At 40.3% G+C, this 20,679-nt stretch carries 19 protein-coding genes and 1 pseudogene; 4 read left to right on the top strand and 16 right to left on the bottom strand.

The window, feature by feature from the left end; translation table 11 throughout:
- Positions 1-149: 149 nt before the first annotated feature.
- The 7 genes and pseudogenes from fdh3B to selA all read right to left on the bottom strand — a co-directional run bounded on the left by fdh3B (position 150) and on the right by selA (position 8,097).
- On the bottom strand, positions 150-710 hold the full coding sequence (gene fdh3B / locus CYO90_RS02735) for a formate dehydrogenase FDH3 subunit beta (protein WP_021092752.1): 561 nt from the start codon (positions 708-710) through the stop codon (positions 150-152).
- Between the two features lie 10 nt (positions 711-720).
- Positions 721-3,375, bottom strand: coding sequence for a formate dehydrogenase subunit alpha (locus tag CYO90_RS02730; RefSeq protein ID WP_429827813.1), 2,655 nt, complete (start codon positions 3,373-3,375; stop codon positions 721-723).
- Positions 3,376-3,435: 60 nt separating this feature from the next.
- A pseudogene (locus tag CYO90_RS10435) lies at positions 3,436-3,630 on the bottom strand (hypothetical protein); the annotation flags it as partial.
- Positions 3,631-3,707: 77 nt separating this feature from the next.
- Positions 3,708-3,914, bottom strand: coding sequence for a twin-arginine translocation signal domain-containing protein (locus CYO90_RS02720; RefSeq protein ID WP_009294906.1), 207 nt, complete (start codon positions 3,912-3,914; stop codon positions 3,708-3,710).
- Between the two features lie 279 nt (positions 3,915-4,193).
- Positions 4,194-4,901 (bottom strand): thioredoxin domain-containing protein, encoded by a 708-nt coding sequence (locus CYO90_RS02715; protein WP_004317675.1) that lies wholly within the window; start codon positions 4,899-4,901, stop codon positions 4,194-4,196.
- Positions 4,902-4,954: 53 nt separating this feature from the next.
- The gene (gene selB / locus CYO90_RS02710) at positions 4,955-6,775 is read right to left on the bottom strand and encodes a selenocysteine-specific translation elongation factor (protein ID WP_103578365.1); all 1,821 of its coding nucleotides are present in this window, start codon (positions 6,773-6,775) and stop codon (positions 4,955-4,957) included.
- Positions 6,772-8,097: an L-seryl-tRNA(Sec) selenium transferase gene (gene selA / locus CYO90_RS02705; RefSeq protein ID WP_103578364.1), complete on the bottom strand. Its 1,326-nt coding sequence runs from the start codon at positions 8,095-8,097 to the stop codon at positions 6,772-6,774. The genes selB and selA overlap by 4 nt, the downstream gene beginning before the upstream one ends.
- A gap of 153 nt (positions 8,098-8,250) precedes the next feature.
- Here selA and CYO90_RS02700 point away from each other — a divergent pair, with 153 nt between their 5' ends.
- The 3 genes from CYO90_RS02700 to CYO90_RS02690 all read left to right on the top strand — a co-directional run bounded on the left by CYO90_RS02700 (position 8,251) and on the right by CYO90_RS02690 (position 11,367).
- Complete coding sequence (locus CYO90_RS02700) at positions 8,251-9,924, top strand: 4Fe-4S dicluster domain-containing protein (RefSeq protein WP_103578363.1); 1,674 nt, start codon at positions 8,251-8,253, stop codon at positions 9,922-9,924.
- On the top strand, positions 9,917-10,630 hold the full coding sequence (locus CYO90_RS02695) for a TorD/DmsD family molecular chaperone (RefSeq protein WP_103578362.1): 714 nt from the start codon (positions 9,917-9,919) through the stop codon (positions 10,628-10,630). The genes CYO90_RS02700 and CYO90_RS02695 overlap by 8 nt, the downstream gene beginning before the upstream one ends.
- Positions 10,631-10,761: 131 nt before the next feature.
- Positions 10,762-11,367, top strand: a complete 606-nt coding sequence (locus CYO90_RS02690) for a DUF6803 family protein (protein WP_103578361.1) — start codon at positions 10,762-10,764, stop codon at positions 11,365-11,367.
- A gap of 44 nt (positions 11,368-11,411) precedes the next feature.
- On the opposite strand, the gene CYO90_RS02685 is transcribed toward CYO90_RS02690, so the two are convergent.
- From CYO90_RS02685 to gltX, 6 genes are all read right to left on the bottom strand, one after another.
- Positions 11,412-12,092, bottom strand: coding sequence for an MqnA/MqnD/SBP family protein (locus tag CYO90_RS02685; protein ID WP_103578360.1), 681 nt, complete (start codon positions 12,090-12,092; stop codon positions 11,412-11,414).
- Positions 12,089-12,361, bottom strand: coding sequence for a barstar family protein (locus tag CYO90_RS02680; RefSeq protein WP_103578359.1), 273 nt, complete (start codon positions 12,359-12,361; stop codon positions 12,089-12,091). The genes CYO90_RS02685 and CYO90_RS02680 overlap by 4 nt, the downstream gene beginning before the upstream one ends.
- Positions 12,358-12,864: a ribonuclease domain-containing protein gene (locus tag CYO90_RS02675; RefSeq protein ID WP_103578358.1), complete on the bottom strand. Its 507-nt coding sequence runs from the start codon at positions 12,862-12,864 to the stop codon at positions 12,358-12,360. The genes CYO90_RS02680 and CYO90_RS02675 overlap by 4 nt, the downstream gene beginning before the upstream one ends.
- Positions 12,865-12,873: 9 nt before the next feature.
- Entirely contained in the window at positions 12,874-13,500 is a 627-nt protein-coding gene (gene upp / locus CYO90_RS02670) for a uracil phosphoribosyltransferase (protein WP_004317747.1), read from the bottom strand.
- 90 nt (positions 13,501-13,590) lie between these two features.
- Positions 13,591-14,844: a malic enzyme-like NAD(P)-binding protein gene (locus CYO90_RS02665; protein WP_103578357.1), complete on the bottom strand. Its 1,254-nt coding sequence runs from the start codon at positions 14,842-14,844 to the stop codon at positions 13,591-13,593.
- Positions 14,841-16,220, bottom strand: a complete 1,380-nt coding sequence (gene gltX / locus CYO90_RS02660; protein ID WP_103578356.1) for a glutamate--tRNA ligase — start codon at positions 16,218-16,220, stop codon at positions 14,841-14,843. The genes CYO90_RS02665 and gltX overlap by 4 nt, the downstream gene beginning before the upstream one ends.
- A gap of 70 nt (positions 16,221-16,290) precedes the next feature.
- Between gltX and CYO90_RS02655 the strand changes: the two genes are divergently transcribed.
- Positions 16,291-17,121 (top strand): peptidylprolyl isomerase, encoded by an 831-nt coding sequence (locus CYO90_RS02655; RefSeq protein WP_021084537.1) that lies wholly within the window; start codon positions 16,291-16,293, stop codon positions 17,119-17,121.
- Positions 17,122-17,351: 230 nt separating this feature from the next.
- On the opposite strand, the gene CYO90_RS02650 is transcribed toward CYO90_RS02655, so the two are convergent.
- From CYO90_RS02650 to CYO90_RS02640, 3 genes are read right to left on the bottom strand one after another with little or no spacing between them, the layout of a single operon-like run.
- Positions 17,352-17,678 carry a hypothetical protein gene (locus tag CYO90_RS02650; RefSeq protein ID WP_258030629.1) on the bottom strand — a complete coding sequence of 109 codons (327 nt, stop codon included), beginning with the start codon at positions 17,676-17,678 and terminating at the stop codon, positions 17,352-17,354.
- A 53-nt stretch (positions 17,679-17,731) separates the two neighbouring features.
- Complete coding sequence (gene dapE / locus CYO90_RS02645) at positions 17,732-18,823, bottom strand: succinyl-diaminopimelate desuccinylase (RefSeq protein WP_103578355.1); 1,092 nt, start codon at positions 18,821-18,823, stop codon at positions 17,732-17,734.
- A complete protein-coding gene (locus CYO90_RS02640; protein ID WP_258030628.1) occupies positions 18,823-20,427 on the bottom strand; it encodes a GGDEF domain-containing phosphodiesterase in 1,605 nt (534 codons plus the stop codon). The genes dapE and CYO90_RS02640 overlap by 1 nt, the downstream gene beginning before the upstream one ends.
- Between the last annotated feature and the right edge of the window lie 252 nt (positions 20,428-20,679).

Here is a 20,679-nt window from a genome sequence, read left to right as displayed (position 1 = left end):
GTAAAATTTCATATCGAGATAAAAAAGTTATATATTTTTGCTAATTTTAATAGATAAGAAAAATTATTGATAAAATTTTAGATTATAAAAATCATAAAGATAATTTAAATTTTATAAATTTAAAAGGAGAGCAAGCGCCCTCCTTATTGTTATACGTTTAGTCCTGTATTTCTTAGCATGACGCGTTTGCGATATACATTTGAAACCTCAGCAGCGTCGCCAACTAAAAGCGCGTTTGTAGAGCAGATAGCCGCACACATAGGAACTTTGCCCTCGGCCATTCTGTTTTGACCGTAAAGCTCTCTCTCCTCGTGTGAGTTAGTTGGCTCTGGACCGCCTGCGCACATAGTGCATTTATCCATTACGCCTTTTACGCCAAATGCCCCGTCTTTAGGGAACTGCGGCGCACCAAATGGGCAAGCATATAAGCAGTATCCACAGCCTATGCACTTGTTTTTATCGTGAAGCACGATGCCATCAGCTCTAATGTAGAAGCAATCAACCGGACAAACTTGCTCGCAAGGTGCATCGGTGCAGTGCTGACACGCGATAGTAGTTGAAACCTCTTTGCCCTCGATACCATCGTGAAGTGTGATAACCTTTCTTCTATAAATTCCTACTGGAAGCTCATGAGCAGAAGAGCAAGCGACTTGACATCCATAGCAGCTGATACATCTATTAGTATCTACAAAAAATTTCATTCTTGCCATTTTTCTCTCCTTACTCTTTACCTAGGGCGTCTCTCTCGCCATACTCGTGATAAAACGATGTTTTAAAGGTGTTCTCCTCAGCTTTTTCTATGCGGCAAAGACCTGCGTTAAATTCTGAAATTTGAGTAACAGGGTCAAATCCGTAGTTAGTAACTGTGTTAAAGCTCTCGCCGATGACATAAGGCTTAGTGCCCTCTGGGTAGCGAGCTGAGAGATCAACACCTTGCATAACGCCAGCGAAGTTGTAAGGCATACAAATTCTATCTGGAGTTACCATATAGCTGTGGTAGCATCTTACTTTGATCTTCGTGCCTTGTGGGCTGTGGATCCACATCATATCGCGATCTTTTATGCCGTATTTTAAAGCAAGCTCAGGATGGACGTTAGCAAACATCTCAGGCGTGATAGCTGAGAGGTATTTACTTGTTCTTTCGATCATTCCCGCACCACTTAAATTTACGACGCGTTGCGTACTAAATACGATAGGAAACTCTTTTGACCAGTCTTTTGCTTGTTGCTCTGACTTAAATCTAGTAGAAACACGGAAATTTCTAGCTTGATCATCAAATGTCGGATACTTTTGGACAAGATCCCAGCGTGGTGAGTGGATAGGCTCTCTATGTTTTGGGATAGGATCAAGGAATTCCCAAACGATAGCTCTAGCCCTTGCATTACCATACGGCACGACGCCTTTTTCACGGCATTTTTCTAAGATGATACCACTGTAGTCCATACTCCAGCTTGGTCCTATCTTAGCTTTCTCTTCTTCAGTTAGAGTGATGCCTAGGACTTTTTCTATATTATCTTTTGTGATTTGTGGGTAGCCACCTTTTATAGCTGAGCCAACAAGTGTGCTCTCTTCGCTAGCTAGCTGACTAACGCCGTTATGCTCTAAGCCAAAGCGGTTTCTAAAGCCAGAGCCACCCTCTGCATAAGGCTTACTCATATCGTAAAGTATCGGTGTGCCAGGGTGTTTTTCATCCCATGCTGGCCATGGCTTGCCGTAGTACTCGCCTTTTACTTCGCCGCCAAGACCTATTAGCGTATCTGGGTCAAATTTATCCCAGTTTGCTTGGTGACGTCTAAACATCTCAGCAGTTCTGCCGCCATAACCGATAGAATTTCCTACCCTTGCTATCTCGTTTGTCGCATCATCTGGCCATACAAAGTCATCTTTTACTTGTTTTAGCTCTCTATCTACGACAGCCATCTTCATGCCTTTTACGTATTCATCATAAAAGCCAAATTTCTTAGCAAATGCAAACATAACTTCGTGATCGCCCTTGCTCTCATAAAGTGGATCAACGACTTTTGTTCTCCACTGACCTGAGCGGTTTGTAGCGTTTAGGTGACCTTCATTTTCAAAGGCAGTTGCCACTGGCAAGATATAAACACCATCTTTTCTATCTGAAAGAATAGAAATTTCATTTACAAATGGCTCAGCAACTACGATCATATCTAGTTTTGAGGCTGCTTCTTGGATTTTAGCTAGGTGTGCCATAGATGTTAGACCAGTTCCTTGAACCCAAAGAACCCTTAATGCGCCACTACTAAATGTATTTTCCTCTTTTAAGACGCCTTGCCACCATTTTGAAAGTGACCAGCCTTTTTCATTTCTCCAGTTTCTATCCTCTGGATTTTTAGGATCGTGGTAATAATACTCTTCAAAAACAGTGTTTTTAACTGGTGTGCCACCTTGTTTTGGCTCTTTAGTTGAGACTGCAAAGCGTTTGATAAACTCATCATAATCAACACCCCAACCTTGGCAGTAGTACTTCCAAGCCGCGTCAGTTAGTCCGTAATACATCGGCAAGCTATCTGAGAGGTTACACATATCGGTTGAACCTTGAACGTTGTCGTGACCACGGATAATGTTACAGCCGCCACCTGGTTTACCCATGTTGCCTAGGATTAGTTGAAGGATAGGTAAAATTCTAGTATTTGAGCTACCAACTGAGTGCTGAGTGATACCAAGTGCCCAGATCACCGTGCCTGGTTTTGTATGAGCTAGGATATTTGCAGCTTCCATTAGCTTATCAACTGGCACGCCTGTAACGTCAGATGTGACCTCTGGTGTCCAGTGCTCAGCCTCTTTTGCTATCTCGTCGATACCATAAGTTCTATTTTTTATAAATTCTTTATCTTCCCAGCCATTTTTTAAGATGATGTGGATGAGGCCATAAACAAGTGCTATATCTGTGCCTGATCTTTGTCTTAGGTATAGATCAGCGTGTGCAGCTGATTTTGTAAAGTTTGGATCAGCTACGATCACCTTTGCGTTGTTTCTATCTTTTGCTTGCAAAGTGTGCTTCATGCCGCCAACTGGGTTTGCCACAGCTGGATTTGCACCTATTATAAATATACATTTTGAATTTGCAGCCATATCTCCAAAGTGGTTTGTCATCGCGCCATAACCCCAAGTATTCGCCACACCGGCGACTGTTGCGCTATGTCAAATTCTTGCTACGTGGTCGTTGCTGTTTGTGCCCCAAAACGCAGCAAATTTTCTAAAGTAATATGCTTGCTCGTTGTTAAATTTCGCAGATCCTAAGAATATAACGCTATCAGGGCCATCTTCTTTGCGGATCTGAAGCATCTTATCGCCGATCTCATTTACAGCTTGATCCCATGAAATTCTCTGCCATTTGCCATCAACCTTTTTCATAGGATATTTGATGCGTTGTTTGCTATGTGTAAGGTCGATCTGGTCGATACCTTTTGAGCAGTGTGAGCCTTGAGATATCGGGTGAAACATCGCCATATCTTGACGAACCCAAACACCATCTTGTACCTCAGCCTCGATACCACAGCCTGCTGAGCATATAGAACAAATAGTTCTAACCTTTTTTGAGCCAGGGAAAGGATCTTTTATCTCCTCTGCGCTAGCGTGTCTTATCGTATCATTTTGTCCAAAAGCCATTGTGGTGCCAGCACCTAGTGCGGCTAGCTTTAAAAATGAACGTCTTCCTATACGTGCATCACTCATGGTTTTCTCCCTTAGTATGCGATTTTATAATAGGTTTCCCAGTTTTTGCTTTTTTTATAAAGCACCTCTTTTTTGTTTGACTTGCCTACGACAACGCCATTGTCATCAGGAGCCAAGTCATCACTAGTCACTTTTGCTACGGCTGAGACTGCGAGTACTCCGCCGGCAGCACCGACTTTTAGAGATTTTTTGAGAAAATCTCTTCTTGATCCTTGCATTTTTCCTCCTTATGCCTCAAAATTTTTTGAGAAATTTGGTTCATTGATATGTAAAATTTGCATATTTTAAATTCTATGAATATGCAAAATAGCCTAGTTTAGGGCTTTCGTGACCCTAAAGTTAAACTATGTAAATTTAGCATATTTATAAGTTAAGCAAAGTAAATATAAAAGTTTAATTAAGAATGTTAAGTATTTATTAAAAATATAGTTAAATATACTTTAAATTTATAAAATTTATTTGTAGCAGAAATTCTAGGGAGAGCTCCCTAGAAAATGTTATTTTAGATCACTTTTATTTACGATAAATGGCACTGATCTAACACCAGCTGCAAAGTATTTTTTGCGCAGATTGTCGATCTTTGCGACATCTTCTTTACTAACGCTCTTATCATCTACATTGTAGTCTTCAGCGTAGTATTTTCTTAAAATTTTAACCTTGTCACTGTCACTCTTAGCAGCTTTTGCATCTTTGTAGATTAGTGAGCTTTTTTGAAGTGATGAGATGTCATGCACTGGAGTTAGGACGATCTCTACGTTGCTATCTTTTAGCGTTGTCTCGATCTTTGCTAGCTCAGCTCTACAGTATGGGCACTCAGGGTCTGAAAACATTATGATAGTTGGCTTTTTAGGGTCGCTACCAAGAACGATGATGTTTGCCTTGTCTTCATCTTTATAAATTTTAGAAATTCCCTTTGCGATGACCTCTTTTTTCACTTCAGCTAGATATGATTTTTGCTCTTTTAGATCGATCACGTCTGGGAAGATGAAGTCACCTTTTGTAAAAACTATCTCATCTTGTGAGTTGCCATCTTTGCTTAGTTTTACCACGACAGCTTCGATGTCGCCTGCCACTTTGTGACGATCAGCTACCTTTACTTTTACGCTGCTATCAACCATTTGAGAGTAGAAGTCCTCTATTTGCTTATCGCTTGCTGCCATTAGGCTAGTTGCCGCGATGATTGAGGCTAAGATCACTTTTTTCATTTTTATCCTTTTTAAAAATTTGGCGGATTATATTTGCTTTTTGTAAATGAATACTAACTGCGAAAAACCCTATCATTTCCTTGCTTCATTATGTCACTCTCAAGATCAAGCTGCTCAAGGTAGGCGATTATATATTTTCTACTTAAATTTAGCGCATCCTTGGCGTTTATGACATTTACAAAGCCTTGATTTTTTATGATCTCTTTTAGCTTATCAAGTGCCATTTTTAGTGAATTTCTAGTGATAAAAAGGTTATGCTCTAGCCTTATGACCCTGCCCATTGCGGTAAGTTTTTTAAGGGCATTGTCACCACTAACCCTATCGATCTCTAAATCATCATATATATTATATGGCGCCGTAGGAGCAAGCTTGCCACTTTCTAAAATTTCATAAATTTTCTCTTCAAGCCTTACTTTTAGCTTGCTAAGATCAACGCCTTTTTTAGTATAGACGCCGCTATCTTTTGAGATTAAATTTATACTTTCAAGCTCATCAAGCGCTCTTTGGGCTAAATTTTGACTAGCCCAAGCAAGTTTTAGGCTGATACTTTGAGCTGAAAATACAGCAAATTCATTCTTTTCTATCATAAATTTAATGGCTGATTTTATCCGCTCAACCGCGCTTAGATCGTAGATGTTTAAAGCCTTTTCATCGACAAAGACGTTTGAGACTTTTTTGGCCACGGCTACGGCTTCTTCGTGATTTAGACCAAATCTTTGGTAAGAAGAGATGATGCCAAAGCCATTTTTGTGAGCCTCTTTTAAGATAGAAAAAGCTTCAACAAAATCATGCTTTAAAAGCGAGGCTAAAAAGAGAATTTTGCCAGCCTTTTTTAGTGGCTCAAGCACAGGATTTAGCACTCTACCACCGCCTATCACGCGCGCATCTGAGATGAGCACAAAGGCCTCGTCAAATTTCAAAAACATATCGCTTTGAAATTTAAAGCTCACGAAGTAGCTATCATCTTTTTGACTAAGGATTAGCACCTTTGCAGGCACATTTTTAGCGCCCACGCAAAATGTCACGCTTTGAGAGTGGATGAGATTTTTAGCAGTTACGACCGCATCAACCTCTCTAAATCCCCTAAAAAAGCCCTTTTTGCTAAGTAGCTGACCCTTTTTTAGCTCGCTAAGCTCTATGCCAGTTAGATTAAGCGCCACGCGGCTGCTAACTCCAGCGCTATCAACGAATTTATCGTGGCTTTGCACGCTTCTTACTAGCACCTCTTTGCCAGCGTCGTAGTTAAAAAGCTTATCGTTTTTACTAACGCTTCCCTCTATCACGGTGCCAGTTACGACATTTCCGATACCTTTTAGGCTAAAAACCCTATCAATGTAGTATCTAAAAACGCCCTCCTCATCGCGCTTTTTGGCTCTTAGCGTAAAGAGGTAGTTTCTAAGCTCATCGATGCTTGTCTTATCCTTTATGCTAACGGCGAAAATTTCTAAAATTTGCAGGTTTTTAAATTTAGAAATTTCATCTCTTATTTCTTTTTTTCTTAAATTTATGGTGGCCTCATCTACCAGATCGCACTTTGTAAGCGCAACGATTATAGATTTCACGCCAAGGAGATTTAAAATTTCAAGGTGCTCCAAGCTTTGGGGCATGAGCCCGTCATTTGCCGCCACCACAAACAAGCACGCATCAAAGCCATACGCGCCACTTATCATCGTTTTTATGAGATTTTCATGTCCTGGCACGTCGATAAACGCGATATTTTCGCTATTTTTGCTTAAATTTGAAAAGCTTAGATCGATCGTTATGCCACGCTTTTTCTCCTCTTCAAGATTGTCCCCCTCAAAGCCGTTTAGCTCCTTTATAAGCGCGGTTTTTCCGTGGTCGATATGCCCTGCTGTTCCTATTATTAAACTCATTTTTCTTCCGTTTCATTTATTATTTTTATTAGCGTCTCTACGTCATCATCAAGAAGCGATCTAAGATCAAGCATAAATTTGTCATTTTCTATGCGCCCGATCACCCTTTTTTGCCTAAATTTTAGCTCGTTTAAATTTGCGTCGCCACCAAATGCAAGTGCCACACTTGGGATCTTTTTATTTGGCATCGCCCCACCTCCCACAAAGGTTTGTGTGCGCACTATTTCAAGCGGAGTTTTTAGGCTTTTATTTATAAAATTTGCCAAGTTCTCAAGCTCTTTTACGCTTTTGTGAAGCAACTTTTGCGTTGTGATTAGCTCAAATTCTTTGTTTAGATAGGCTTTCATGCTCTCGGCCAAAAGCGAGATGATCACTTTATCGACACGAAGCATCCTTAAAAGCTGGTTTTTTCTAAGCTTTGCGATGAGCTCTTTTTTGCCGACTATGATGCCACACTGCACCGCGCCAAGCAGCTTATCGCCGCTAAAGCTAACTAGCGAAACATCTTTTAAATTTTTTAGATCTGGCTCGTTTTTGTCTAAGTTAAATGGCAAATTCCCGTAAAATCCACTGCCAAGGTCAAAATAATCTATCAAATTTTGCCTGCTTGCTAGCTCGCTTAGCTCATTTGCCGTGGTCTCTTCGCTAAAGCCAACGATGTCAAAATTTGAGCGATGAACCTTTACAAGCATCGCCGTCTCGTCACTTATCGCCTCTTCATAGTCCTTTAGCCTAGTTTTGTTTGTAGTGCCGACCTCTTTTAAGATACAACCTGCATTTGCCATCACTTCAGGCACTCTAAAACTGCCGCCGATCTCGACTAGCTCGCCTCTGCTAACGACCACCTCTCTGCCCTTTGCAAAGGTGTTTAGCACCAAAAATACAGCGCTTGCGTTGTTATTTACAACGATGGCGTCCTCAAAGCCAAAAGCCCTTGCTATTAGCGAGCCAACGTAGTCGTATCTGTTGCCGCGGCTGCCTGTTTTTAGATTGTATTCAAGGTTTGAGTATCCAGTGATAACAGGTGTTGCTCGCTTTAAAATTTCTTTATCGATAACGCTTCTAGCGAGGTTTGTATGTATGGTGATACCGGTTAAATTTAGCACTCTTTGAAGGCTTGCTTCATTAAATTTATAGTACTCATCTAGGACCAAATTTATTATCTCTTCTCCGCTAAAGCTTGCATTTTCATTTAAAATTTTAGCTCTTATTTCATCTAAAATTTGCCTTGCAAGCATAGTGACTAAACTCGTATCAAGCCCCGAAAATGCTTCATTTTTTATGATCTTATCAACTTGTGGGATATTTCTTAAATCGTTCAATTTGCGCTCCTAGTAAGTTAGTTTTACCAAGGCGTGATTTTAACATAAAAATATTATAAATTAAAACTTAGAGCAAAAAGAAGGATATAAATTTCAGAGTCTATTAATCCCATTAATATTAGAATAAGCCCGTTTTTGATAATAGGAGAAACAATGAAAGAATTTGGCTTTTATAACTATTTTGTCGATGCTTTGATGCTAAATGAGCAGATAGAGATCAACAACGAAAATGGCGACTATCTAGTCTCAAACTCTCCAAAGCTAAAAGCAAACATCATCGCACCTGAGATAAATTTCTACCTTAAAAATACCACCGCAAGCGTCTTAGAAAAAGCCAAAAACACACTTTTACTCTACGAGGCAAGAGCGAGCGCCTTTGACATGGCAAAGGATGTGGATTACGAAAAAGAGGTCGGCAAAAATGTCGTGATAGTAAGCAACTCAGGCCGCGAAGAGCTAGCAAATTTACTAAAAGAAAATGGCTACAAAGTGATTGAGCTCACGCACTTTGAGGTTAAATTTATATATGGCGCTGCTGGCGAGCTAAGCGTTTTGGTGCTTAGAGCAAATGATGAATTTGAGGTTGATTGCGACTTTTTCTTAGTTGAAAACGCAAGGGATTATATGCTAAAACAAAGCGGCTGCTACGAAATTTCAGGGTTAAAAGATGAAAAAGTGCTTGAAATTTTAAATGCAAAAAGCCCAAAATTTAGATACAAAAGCTTTACGCAGTATGACTCTTCTATCTGCCAGTATCACGAGCGCAGGACCGAAATTTGCGGACGTTGCGCCGAGGTTTGCCCAACGGTTGCTATCTTAAAAGAGGACGAGACAAAGCACCTTGTCTTTTCAGCGATAGATTGCACAAACTGCGGAAACTGCATCAGCGTCTGCCCTAGCGGCTCGCTAGACTCAACGCTCATGCCACAAAGCTCATTTGCCACTATCGCTAAGCTTTACAAAGATAAGGTCTCTCTCATCATATCTGAAGAGATAAATTTAGAAGAGCTTAACGTGAGCCTACCGCAAAATGTCCTACCTTTTGTCATCCTAGCCCCGCATCTGCTAAGCCAAACGCACTTTTTGACGCTCCTTCAAGAAAGTGGTGCAAGTGTGATTTTATATAGCAAGAGCCTTGGCAAGGGCGAAAAAGACGCCATTAGCATCTTAAATCAAATTTATGAGCTTAAATTTAAAGAGCAAGCGATATACCACGCAAAAGATAAGGCCGAGCTTGAAAGCGCACTTAAAAAAGCAAAACTAATAGACGGCTCTCAGCACTCTATCAACGAATACGCACTGCCAAAGAGAGAAATTTTTGCCAAAAGGCTTGAGTTTATCGTAGGTAGTGATGATCTTGGCGTGGTAAAAAGCGGCGAGATGATAAGATATGGCGAGGTTAAGATAAACGCTGAAACTTGCACGCTCTGCCTTAGCTGTGTCGGCGCTTGTAACGTAAGCGCTTTGGTGGCTGACAAGAAGACAAATTCGATTTTATTTAACCCAAGCGTCTGCACCGCCTGTGGCTACTGCGAGCTAAGCTGCGCTGAGAAAAACACCATCTCGCTTGAAGTTGGCAAACTAGCACTTAAGCCTGAGAGCTTCGTTTATAGCGAGCTTGCGCATGATGAGCTTTTTGCTTGCGTGGAGTGCGGAAAAGAGTTTGCGACTAAAAAAGCAGTCGAGAAGATCGCAGCGATCATGCAGCCACGTTTTGGCAACGACAGAGCCAAGATAAAAGCTCTTTACTGCTGTGCCGACTGCAAGGCAAAGATCATGGTGCAAGCCCAACTAAACGCGATGAGAGAGGATTTATTAAATGGATAAAAACATCACAAAAGCAAGGGCATATTTTTACGAATTTTTAGCTTATCCGCTATTTTTTCACACTAGCGATGAGAAATTTGCAAGGTGGAGAGAGCAGCTAAGCTACCTAGCGCAAAATCCTTTGAGCGAGCAAAGCGCAGAGGCATTTGCAAATTTAGATAAATTTAGCTTTAAAGAGCTTGTAAATGAGCAAAATGAGGTTCTTTTTGGCTTTACAAATATCCCTTTAAGCGCCTCATTTTATGAAGAGGGCAGAGATAACGGCGCGGCTAGACTTAGGGTGATACACTGCCTAAACCTTAGCCCATATAGGCGTGATAAGGAGCTTTGCAAGGATAGCGAAGACTACGTTGGCTTTATATTTTTAGCGATGGCTACGTTTTTAAATGACGAATTTAATGGCGCAAAAAATATCAGCGACAAGCTTTTTAGCGAGACTTTAAATTTATTTGTAGATGAGTTTGGCTCGCTACTTTTAGCTCATAAAAATGCAAATTTCTTCCGCTCCTATGCGCTCATCTTAAAAGACTTCATCGAGCTTGAAAGAGCCGTTTTAAGCGTAGAAGCGCCAGCTAAGCCACAAGGCGATAGCGTCGCTATGGCAGCTCTTAAAAAAGAGCCATTTCAAAGCAAGATGCCAACTATTAAAACCAAGCTTCACTGGGAGGAATTCTCCCCAGTCATCTCACACGAGTTTAAAGACTAGCTTAAATTTACTCTTAGCCTAGCTAGGAGTAAATTTAACATCCGCTTAAATCTCACAACTATTCTTGATATTTTTTAACTATCTTAGCCCTTTGGTAGTAAATTTCTTTAAATTTTTACAAAGGATTTACAATGGTAATGACACACTACATGGAGCTTTTATCGCTCAATCAACCTTACAATCTAATCCTCTACATGGTGATACCTATGGGGCTTGCGGAGCTTTTAGTGGCGATGGAGTTTTTCACGATGTATCACATGGATAGCGGCAAAAACGCTGGCTTTAAGGCCGTTAGCAAATTTGTTGGCATAGTGCTTGGGGTCTATTTTACAGCTCTTGTAATCTACTTTTTAGCAAAAATTTATCCAAGTATAAAATGGCGCGGATATGCCGATATTATCGCTATCTACTCATATCTCATCGGCGTCATCCCACTTCTTGGCATCGCGCTTTTAGAGCTAAATTTGATCTATAAAAACGCAAGCCAAAAGGCAAAGCTAAAGCTTCACTTTTGCCTGCTTATCTTCTTCTTGATCGTCGGACACGTCGCTATGATATTTGGCATGGTTGATCCTACTATAACTGGCTACAAGGCTAATGATGGCGCGATGGATATGCGGATGAATATGCCAATGAACATGCCAGCAGATATGCCGATGCATGATCACCACAAGATGATGATGGATATGCAACAGATGAGTGATGATAACTCAACTAACATGCATATGCATCACTAAAATTTTTATAGCTTCTTGGTGCCTACTAAGAAGCTATAAAAAATTTAATTCTTTTTTTCTGCTTTTAACAATCTATCTTCTTTAAAAAATTTTCGGAGTGATTTTTGCTCTTTTGGGCCTATTTTGTAGCTTATAAATTTAAGATACCACTTGATATCTTGCTCGCTTATGTCGCGACTTTTAGCATACTGGGCTAAGATGTAGTTTGGAATTTTTACATTTTTTTGCAAAAATTTTGCGACCAGTTTTTTGTAGAACGAGCCATTTTTTACGTAAGAAAATCTACCAAAAACAAAGGGCAAATTTGTCTTTTCGTGCCAAATTTGACCAAGGTCGTAAAAGCACTCTTTGCCCTCGCTTAAGTATGCCTTTAGCGCCCTGTCACCTATGATCACCTCGCCATTTAGCTTAAGCACCTTGGCTAGGGCGTTTGAGCTAGCCGAGGCAGGATCTGGCTTTGGGGCTGAGTTTTTGCGCACAAGCACGCTTTTTACATCTTTTTTGGCGACTATTCCAAAATTTAGCTTCTTTAAATTTGCCTTTTTACTAGCTATGCTTGAGATAACCGCAGCGTCGATCTTTCTAGCGTTTAGGGCTCTATTTAGCTTGCTTGGCACGCCTTTTTTAAACTCGATCGCCTTTTTTATCTGAGAGCTTAGTGGGGCTGATTTTAAAAATACGTGAAAGGGGAGTAAATTTAGATAATCAATCTTTCCAAATATCATTTTTCATCTTTTACAAGCTCAAATTTAACCATCTCATTTTCGTTGCAAACGTCGCGAAATAGCTGGGTTAAGCTCTCTTTTGTGCCATCATCCAAAGCATTTTCATTTTTTAGCTTTATAAGCGTTGGCTCATTTATCTCACAAAGGCAGTCAAAGAGCGCGTCTAAATTTTTGCCGTAGTACTCTGGCAGGTCAAATTTCTTAGCAAAATACTCATGCATCTTCTCTTTTTTGAGCATCTTTTTGGCATCTAAACTCACGCTTTTCATTGCATCCTCTTCTCATAAAGCAGGTAAAAATGCTCGTAGTGATCGGGCGTGTAGTAGATAAGCCCGTCGTTTGAGTATAAAATTCTCTCAGCGCCGCGCCTGCCACCATTATAATTCACATCGCACTCAAACCACTTTCTACCATCAGCCTCAGGCAACCTCTTTTCTCGGTTTGAAAACCTATCTCCACCGATGCTTTTGCCGCCGCTTATCTGCCATAAATTTCCGCTTTTTGCGTCCCAGCCAAGAGTCATTGCCTCTTTTTTGGTTATGAAATTTTTTGGTAGCTTGTTAAATTTATAGATATAAAGTGCGACCTTATCTTTTGAGGTGTATGAGCCGTTTTCTGCGAGGCTCTGGCTCTTTTGCCCCTCTTTGTTTAGCTGCTCAAGTAAAATTTGAGCGTTTTTGTTTGCCTCGCCGCCCTCTTTTGAAAAAAAGAAGGTACCGATGATGATGGCAATAACAAAGGCGACTAGAGCTGGCAAAAGTCTTTTGTTCAAATTTTGCCCTTAAAGAGTGTTAAAAACTCTATCGCCAGCATCACCAAGACCTGGTACGATGTAGTTTTTCTCATTTAGTTTCTCATCGATCGATGCCGTATAGACCTCGACGTCTGGGTAAATTTCGCTAAATCTCTTTAGCCCCTCAGGTGCAGCGATGATAGAGATAAATTTGATCTCTTTAACGCCCTTTTCACGCAAAAACTTAACCGCGTCTATCGCCGTGCCACCAGTCGCAAACATAGGATCGATGATGATAGCCATGCGCTCTTTTGCGTCTTTTGGAAGCTTTGCGTAGAAAAACTCAGCCTGCGCTGTCTCCTCGTTTCGCTGAAAGCCCAAAAAACCAACGCTCGCATCTGGTATGATGGTAAAGACGCTATCAAGCATGCCAAGAGCAGCCCTTAAGATAGGGCATATCATCACCTTTGTAGTTAGCCTCTTTGCGTCTGCCACCGCAACTGGAGTTTGGACTTTGACATCTTTTACCTTTAAATTTCTAGTCGCTTCAAAGATCATAAGGTAGCTGATCTCATCAACTAGCATGCGAAACTGAAAAGGCTGGGTGTTTTTATCACGTAAAATGGTTAATTTATGCTCGATCAATGGGTGTGAGATGAGCTTCACGTTTTGCATTTTTTGTCCTTAAATTTACTGTTTTTACAAGGTTTGTCTTTTACAAAATGCCAAGAGAAGAATTTAGCCCAAAATTTGGGCTAAATTTGATTAAAAACCTTTTGCAAGTTTGGCTTTGTAAGCCTCAATGTCAAAATCTTTTACTCTCGCTACGCCATCTTCAACTGCAGCTTTTGCAACTGCTGGAGCGACCGCTGTTAGCACGCGCTTGTCAAATGGTTTTGGGATGATGTACTCTTTGCCAAATTTTAGCTCGCTAACGCCACTTGCTTTTAAAACTTCAGCTGGCACTGGCTCTTTTGCAAGCTGTGCAAGCGCTTTAGCTGCAGCCATTTTCATATTTTCAGTGATCTTTTTAGCCCTAACGTCAAGCGCGCCTCTAAAGATAAATGGAAATCCCAAAACGTTATTTACTTGGTTAGGATAGTCGCTTCTGCCTGTGCCCATCATAACGTCATCTCTTACAGCTACGACGTCCTCTGGGAAGATTTCAGGCACTGGGTTTGCCAAAGCGAAGATGATAGGCTCTTTGTTCATCGACGCGACCATCTCTTTTGTCACAACGCCAGGCTTAGAAAGACCTAAAAACATATCAGCGCCTTTCATCGCATCAGCCAAAGTCCTATCCTCAGTCTCAAGCGCAAATTCAACCTTTTCTGGAGTTAGATCTGTTCTTTTTGAGTGGATGACGCCTTTGCTATCTATCATCACGATGTGTTTTGCGCCAAGTGCTTTATACATCTTTGCGCAAGCTATACCCGCTGCACCAGCGCCGCTAACTACGATCTTTATCTTAGATATATCTTTGCCAGAAATTTCCATCGCGTTTATAATGCCAGCGCTTGTTATCATCGCTGTGCCGTGCTGATCGTCGTGCATTACAGGGATATCGACTGCTTCTTGAAGCTTTCTTTCGATCTCAAAGCACTTTGGAGCGCGGATATCTTCTAAATTTATACCGCCAAATGTCGGAGCTAGAGCCTTGCAAATCTCAACGATCTTATCAGGATCGTGCTCGTCTAGCTCGATGTCAAAGGCATCAACGTTTGCAAATTTCTTAAATAAAACTGACTTGCCCTCCATAACTGGCTTACCAGCGATAGCGCCGATGTCGCCAAGCCCAAGAACAGCCGTGCCATCGGTGATGACAGCTACTAAATTTGCTTTATTTGTATATTTATAAGCTAGCTCAGTGTCTACATTTATCTCACGGCATGGCTCAGCAACGCCTGGTGTATAGGCCATTGAAAGGTCTCTTGAAGTCTCGCAAGGTGTCTTTACCCTGATCTCGATCTTACCGCCGATGTGGTAGTTTAGTGCCTCTTCTTTAGTTACATGTGTCATTTCTCTTCCTTTAATAAATTTTGTATTCTGTTTTTTATCTCGTTGCTACCTACTACTTCAAGCACCTCAAAGATACTTGGGCTCACGCTTGAGCCAGTTAGCGCTATCCTTAAGGCTTGAGCTAGGTCTTTTAGTTTTAAGCCATTTTGCTCTAAAAATTTATTAGTTAGCTCCTCATAGCCTTTAGCATCAAGGTCACGGTCTAAAATTTGAGCAAATTTCGCCAAAATTTCTTTGCTATTTTCATTTATAAATTTAGCCCACGCTTTCTCATCGTAGCTTTTTGGAGTGTTGATGATAGCATTTGCGCTATTTGCCATTTCGATCAAGGTCTTTGATCTCTCACGGAGCGAATTTAATAGTAGCTCGCCCTTTATTAAAGCCTTAAAATCCACGCCAAACTCGAGCATATCGTGCGCTAGTCTCTCGTAAGGCAAAGTTTTTATATAGTGAGAATTTAGCCAGTCAAGCTTTTGAGCGTTGTAGGTGCTTGAGCTTTTGTTGATATCGTTTGGATTGAAGTATTTAAGCATATCCTCAATAGTAAAAATCTCATCATCGCCGTGGCTCCAGCCAAGACGAACGAGAAAATTTAAGAGCGCTTCAGGCAAGTAGCCCATCTTTTTATACTCCATAACGTCAGTCGCGCCGTGCCTTTTGCTAAGTTTTTTACCGTCCTCGCCGTTTATCATAGCGACGTGATAAAATTTTGGCACCTTAAAGCCAAGCGCCTCGTAAAGAACGATCTGTTTTGGGGTATTTGAGAGGTGATCATCGCCGCGGATGACGTCTGTGACGCCCATTAGCGCATCGTCTATCACAACTGTGAAGTTATATGTTGGCGTGCCGTCGCTTCTAGCGATGATGAAGTCGTCTAAGATATCTTCAACCTTAAATTTAACCTCGCCCTTTATGCCATCATGTATGACGATCTCGCCGCTAAGCGGGGCTTTTATACGGATGACTGGCTCGATACCAGCTGGAGGCGTGCCAGTAAAATCTCTATATCTATTATCATATTTTGGGCGCTCTTTTCTTGCCTCTTGGCTAGCTCTAAGCTCTTCAAGCTCCTCTTTGCTCATGTAGCATTTGTAGGCTTTGCCTTCATCAAGCAGCTTTTTAACGTACTCTTTGTAAAGATCAAATCTCTTTGACTGATAGGTCACTTCGCCGTCGTGATCAAGCTTACACCAAGCAAATGCCCCTTTTATAGCTTGTGTTGCCTCTTCTGAGTTTCGTTTTAAGTCAGTATCTTCGATGCGGAGCAGAAATTTTCCATTGTTAGCTCTTGCGTATAAATAATTATAAAGAGCTGTCCTAAGTCCGCCTATATGTAGGTATCCAGTAGGCGACGGAGCAAATCTAGTAACTATCATTTTGTGCCTTATTTTTATGTTATAATTGCCCAAAATTATATTTACTAAATACTTAAATAAAGGTTTCATTATGAAAAAATTGCTCTTTTTGGCTGCTGGCGTGTTAAGTGCCTTAAATTTATATTCAGCTCAGATGATAAACGGCATCGCAGCTATCGTGGAGAACGAGCCTATCACGCTTTACGAGGTTTATAGTTTGAAGGAACAGCTAAAGACAACAGAGCAGGATGCTTTAAATTTGCTTATCAGAGATAGGCTTGAAGATGCGCAGATAAAAAACTTAAATTTAAGCGTGACACCTTTTGAGCTAAACGACAGGATCGAGGCGATCGCAAAGCAAAATGGTATGACAAATTCACAGTTTAGAAGCTCTATCCAAGCTCAAGGCATGGACTTTTTGGACTTTAAAAACAACTTAGAGCACAAGATGCTTCAAGAAAAACTTTATAAAAGCATAGCTGCCGAGGCTGGCAAAAACATAAATGAGCAAAAAGCAAAGGCGTATTTTGACGCTAATCCTGATAAATTTAAGGTCTTTAGCACCGCTAGAGTCGTAGTTTATAGAGCAAAAGACCCTGATCTGCTTGAAGCTCAAAAGACAAGTCCAAAGCTACTAGACGGCGTGCAAACACAAGAGGTTAGTTTGGACTATCAAAGCATAGATCCAAGACTTGCTGCGATCATCTCAAGCACAAATAACGGCGACTACACACAGCCTTTGCAAGGACCTGACAGCTTTGATATGTTTTTGGTAAAAGAGAAGATCGGCTCATACACACCAAGCTTTGCTGATGTAAAAGATAATGTTATAAACGAGCTTTACCAAGGTGAGCAAGAAAAATTAATGAGTGATTACTTCGAAAAACTCCGCGCAAAAGCAAAAATTCAAATTCTAAGATAACTTCAAATTTAGCCACTTTGGTGGCTAAATTTCTCTAAAATTTAAATTTAAAATTTATAAGCAAAAACCTGCAAAAGCAGTCAAATTTAATTACGATTTTTAGTGAAAAATCCAACGTAAATAGCGTAGATGTAAGGGCTACTACAGCTTAAGGAGCAAAAAGTGTGATGTCAGCTCTCCTGAGCTTTCAAGCACGAAGTTGTGGCTTATAGCAGCACCTGCGCCCATGCCTAAAACAAAAAGAGCTGAATTTCAAAGTCAAATTTGTATTGATTTAGCACTAAATTTGTGATGCTTGCGCAGATGATAATAGAGAGATGCCATAAAACATCAAAAGTCACGCTCGAAAATTTTGCTGATAGCTCCCACTGAGCAAAATTTACTTCTTTGCAAAATGCGCCATTTTCGCCAAGTTTTATGCCAAAAACAAGTGCTATCAAAAGTAAAATAGCAGTGATAGTTGGCAAAAATCCTATCGCCTTTGCAGTGGTTTCGCTCTCAGGTAAAAGGTAGCCATTTTTCTTAAAAGTTCGCCCTACAAAGACGCCAGCAAACAAGCCAACAACGCCAGCGATGATGTTTAAATTTAACTATTTGACAACAAATGAGATTATTGAAAATTTTCTATCAGGTCTTTAAAAACTTCATAAAGTTTATTTATTTCATCAACGCTAACTCGTTCGTTTTTGGCGTGTATGCGGTCATTTATGACGCCAAATTCTATCGCATCTACGCCAAATTCTGCAAAGTGCCTAGCATCGCTCGTGCCACCCTTTGTATTTAAAAGTGGCGTAACGCCGGTGATCTTTGTAACAGATGCCATTAAATTTCTTACGATCTTACTGTCTTTGTTCGTTAAAAATCTCTTCGAGCTTTGCTTTATACTAAGCTCGTAACTAAGCGCATCTAAAACGCTTCTAAGATAGCTCTCAACGTCATTTACATCGGTTAAATTTGAGTTTCTAACGTTAAACATTATGCTAAGCTCGCTTGGCGTGACGTTGCAAACCTGCATGCCACCACGAATGTCTGTCACCACGATCTTGCTTGGGCTAAAAAACTCGCTCCCTCCGTCCATATCGTGGTCAGCTATCTTACTTAAAAGTGGAGCTATTAAATTTACTGGATTTATGCATTTTTCTGGGTATGCCACGTGACCTTGAACGCCCTTTATCACGATCTTGCCATTTATCGAGCCACGTCTACCGACCTTTATACTATCGCCAAATTTCTTATCACAAGTTGGCTCAGCCACGACGCAAAATTTTGGCAGATCCCCTATCTCACGCAGATATTCAAGTGCTAAAGGCGTGCCGTAAGTGCCATCGCCCTCTTCGTCACTTGTTAAGATGAGGCTTAGCTTGCCATCAAATTTAGCCTCTTTAGCAGCACAAACAAAGGCAGCCACGCCGCTTTTCATATCCTGCGCACCCCTTGCGTAGATGTAGCCATCTTTTTCTAGCGGGGTAAATGGCTCGCTCTCCCAGCCATCGCCTGGTGGCACGACATCAACGTGTCCTGCAAAGGCTAGATGTTCGCCGTCTCCATAAATTTTAGAAAGTATGAGATTTTTTGTGCCGTTTTTTTCTATAAATTTAGCCTCAAAATCAGGCAAAAATTTAGCGATAAACTCCAAACTGCCTGCATCATCTGGCGTGATAGAGCGAAAGCTTAAAAGCTCTTTTAAAAAGCCAACTACCACTAAAACGCCTTTTTAGAAGGAATTCCCAAGTAAAATCCCTGGAATTCGTCGATGCCTATCTCCTTACAGACGTTAAAGATTTCTTTAGAATGAACATACTCTGCGATCGTTTTTATGCCAAGATCCTTTGCAAATGCCACGATCGCGCTTGCGATGGCGTATGAGTCTTTATTGATATCGATGTCTTTGATGATAGAGCCATCGATCTTCACGTAGTCTGGCTTGATCTTTATGATGTAAGAGAAATTTGAGTAGCCAGAACCAAAGTCATCAATCGCTATCATAGCGCCCATGCTCTTTGCTCGCTCGATAAAGACTGAGACGCGCTCAGCACTCTTTAGCTCCTCGTCTTCGACTATCTCAAAAACTATCCTGCCAGCGACATTGTGCTTGTTTAGTAAATTTAAAACCATCGCAGAGACGTCGCCATCTATCATATCTCGGCTGCTTAAATTTATAGAAAGAACCAAATTTGGATCTTCAGTGAGGTGCTCAAAGCACTTTTTAATGAGCTGTTTTTCAAGGTCTGCATAACGCTTGATACGCTTTGAGATATCCAAAAATACACTTGGCGAGATGACGTCGTCGCGGTCTAAAATTCTTATTAAGCATTCATATTTTATAGGGATCTTTTTCTCGTCAAATATCGGCTGAAAATACGGCACAATGTTGTCGTTTATCGTAGCGTTTTGGATCAGCTTTGAGCGCTCGATCTGATTTGCGTATTCATCCTTTTGGCTTAGCCCTTTAAAGTAGCAAACATAGTCTTTATCAAGCGTCTTAGCTGATTTTAGCGCGATGGTCGCCTTTCTTAAAGTCTGGTCGCTATCAAGCGCAAAGCCTATGGTGTTGTGAATTTCTATATCATCGACCTCTACGCCATTTTCATCTTTTATGCTAAGCATCCTACCTTTAAAGATCTCTAGTAAATTTTCAGCTAGCTCCTCGTATCTGTCGATAAAGTCGTTATTATCTTCAACCAAAGCAAATCTGTCCGCCTCGATACAATAAGCCTTCATATTCTCATTTTTGGCAAATTCTTTGATGAGATTTGCCATCTGTTTTAATATCTGGTCGCAAACGTATTTGCCGTAGTAGTCGTTCATCTTGCCAAAATCATCGATATCCATAAGTATCACTTTTGGATATTTATACTCATTTACATCTCTCGTGAGTGCAGCTTTATTTAAAAGTCCTGTCATCGGATCAATATACAGTTTCTCATTTAAATCAGCTATCTTTTCAACACTATCTTTTTTTAATTTATCATAGTCGGATACAATTCTTTTATACTTGATAATAAATAAAGAACTTACGATAAGGCCGATAATTAACCCAGCAAAACTTATAAAAAATGTTCTATACATATTTTGAAAAAACCACTGATAAAAGTACCTATCACTAAAACCAACAATTCTTTGATCGATATTTGCCTTAAAGCCTAAAATATAGTCTTTTATAGGCACAAACATACAAACTTTTACACTATTTTCAGGTAAGATTTCAGCTAAGAAATAATCTTTTTGAAAATCATGCGAATATATATCTCCACATTCCTTATCATCATAGTCTTTTCCGACTAAACTTGCATCCGAAGCTGCCACGATTTTAAAACCATTTTTATCATTGTCTTTTAGTAAGGTTACATTTCCAATGGCACTATTATTTATATAATTTTGAAAATTTGCAACATTTAAATTACTAGCATTTTTAAAGTAATTTACAAACTGATATGTTAAATATTCTGTCTTTTTTCTAATATCATAGCCATTAGAGGCAATAGCACTATTATATTTAAAATAAAAAACAACCAAATTTTCAATCATAAAGAATGAAAAAAATACAAACATAACAAT

The sequence above is a fragment of the Campylobacter concisus genome (assembly GCF_002913745.1).
In the GTDB taxonomy this organism is placed as follows: Bacteria; Campylobacterota; Campylobacteria; order Campylobacterales; family Campylobacteraceae; genus Campylobacter_A; species Campylobacter_A concisus_R.
The sequence above is the reverse complement of the archived record's forward strand: the minus strand, read 5'-3'. Positions and strand labels throughout refer to the sequence as shown.

Bases quoted from the DNA above. Each gene is read 5' to 3' on its own strand.
- fdh3B (WP_021092752.1), bottom strand. From the start codon at position 710: ATGGCAAGAATGAAATTTTTTGTAGATACTAATAGATGTATCAGCTGC.
- CYO90_RS02720 (WP_009294906.1), bottom strand. From the start codon at position 3,914: ATGCAAGGATCAAGAAGAGATTTTCTCAAAAAATCTCTAAAAGTCGGT.
- CYO90_RS02715 (WP_004317675.1), bottom strand. From the start codon at position 4,901: ATGAAAAAAGTGATCTTAGCCTCAATCATCGCGGCAACTAGCCTAATG.
- selB (WP_103578365.1), bottom strand. From the start codon at position 6,775: ATGAGTTTAATAATAGGAACAGCAGGGCATATCGACCACGGAAAAACC.
- CYO90_RS02700 (WP_103578363.1), top strand. From the start codon at position 8,251: ATGAAAGAATTTGGCTTTTATAACTATTTTGTCGATGCTTTGATGCTA.
- CYO90_RS02695 (WP_103578362.1), top strand. From the start codon at position 9,917: ATGGATAAAAACATCACAAAAGCAAGGGCATATTTTTACGAATTTTTA.
- CYO90_RS02690 (WP_103578361.1), top strand. From the start codon at position 10,762: ATGGTAATGACACACTACATGGAGCTTTTATCGCTCAATCAACCTTAC.
- CYO90_RS02685 (WP_103578360.1), bottom strand. From the start codon at position 12,092: ATGATATTTGGAAAGATTGATTATCTAAATTTACTCCCCTTTCACGTA.
- CYO90_RS02680 (WP_103578359.1), bottom strand. From the start codon at position 12,361: ATGAAAAGCGTGAGTTTAGATGCCAAAAAGATGCTCAAAAAAGAGAAG.
- upp (WP_004317747.1), bottom strand. From the start codon at position 13,500: ATGCAAAACGTGAAGCTCATCTCACACCCATTGATCGAGCATAAATTA.
- CYO90_RS02665 (WP_103578357.1), bottom strand. From the start codon at position 14,844: ATGACACATGTAACTAAAGAAGAGGCACTAAACTACCACATCGGCGGT.
- gltX (WP_103578356.1), bottom strand. From the start codon at position 16,220: ATGATAGTTACTAGATTTGCTCCGTCGCCTACTGGATACCTACATATA.
- CYO90_RS02655 (WP_021084537.1), top strand. From the start codon at position 16,291: ATGAAAAAATTGCTCTTTTTGGCTGCTGGCGTGTTAAGTGCCTTAAAT.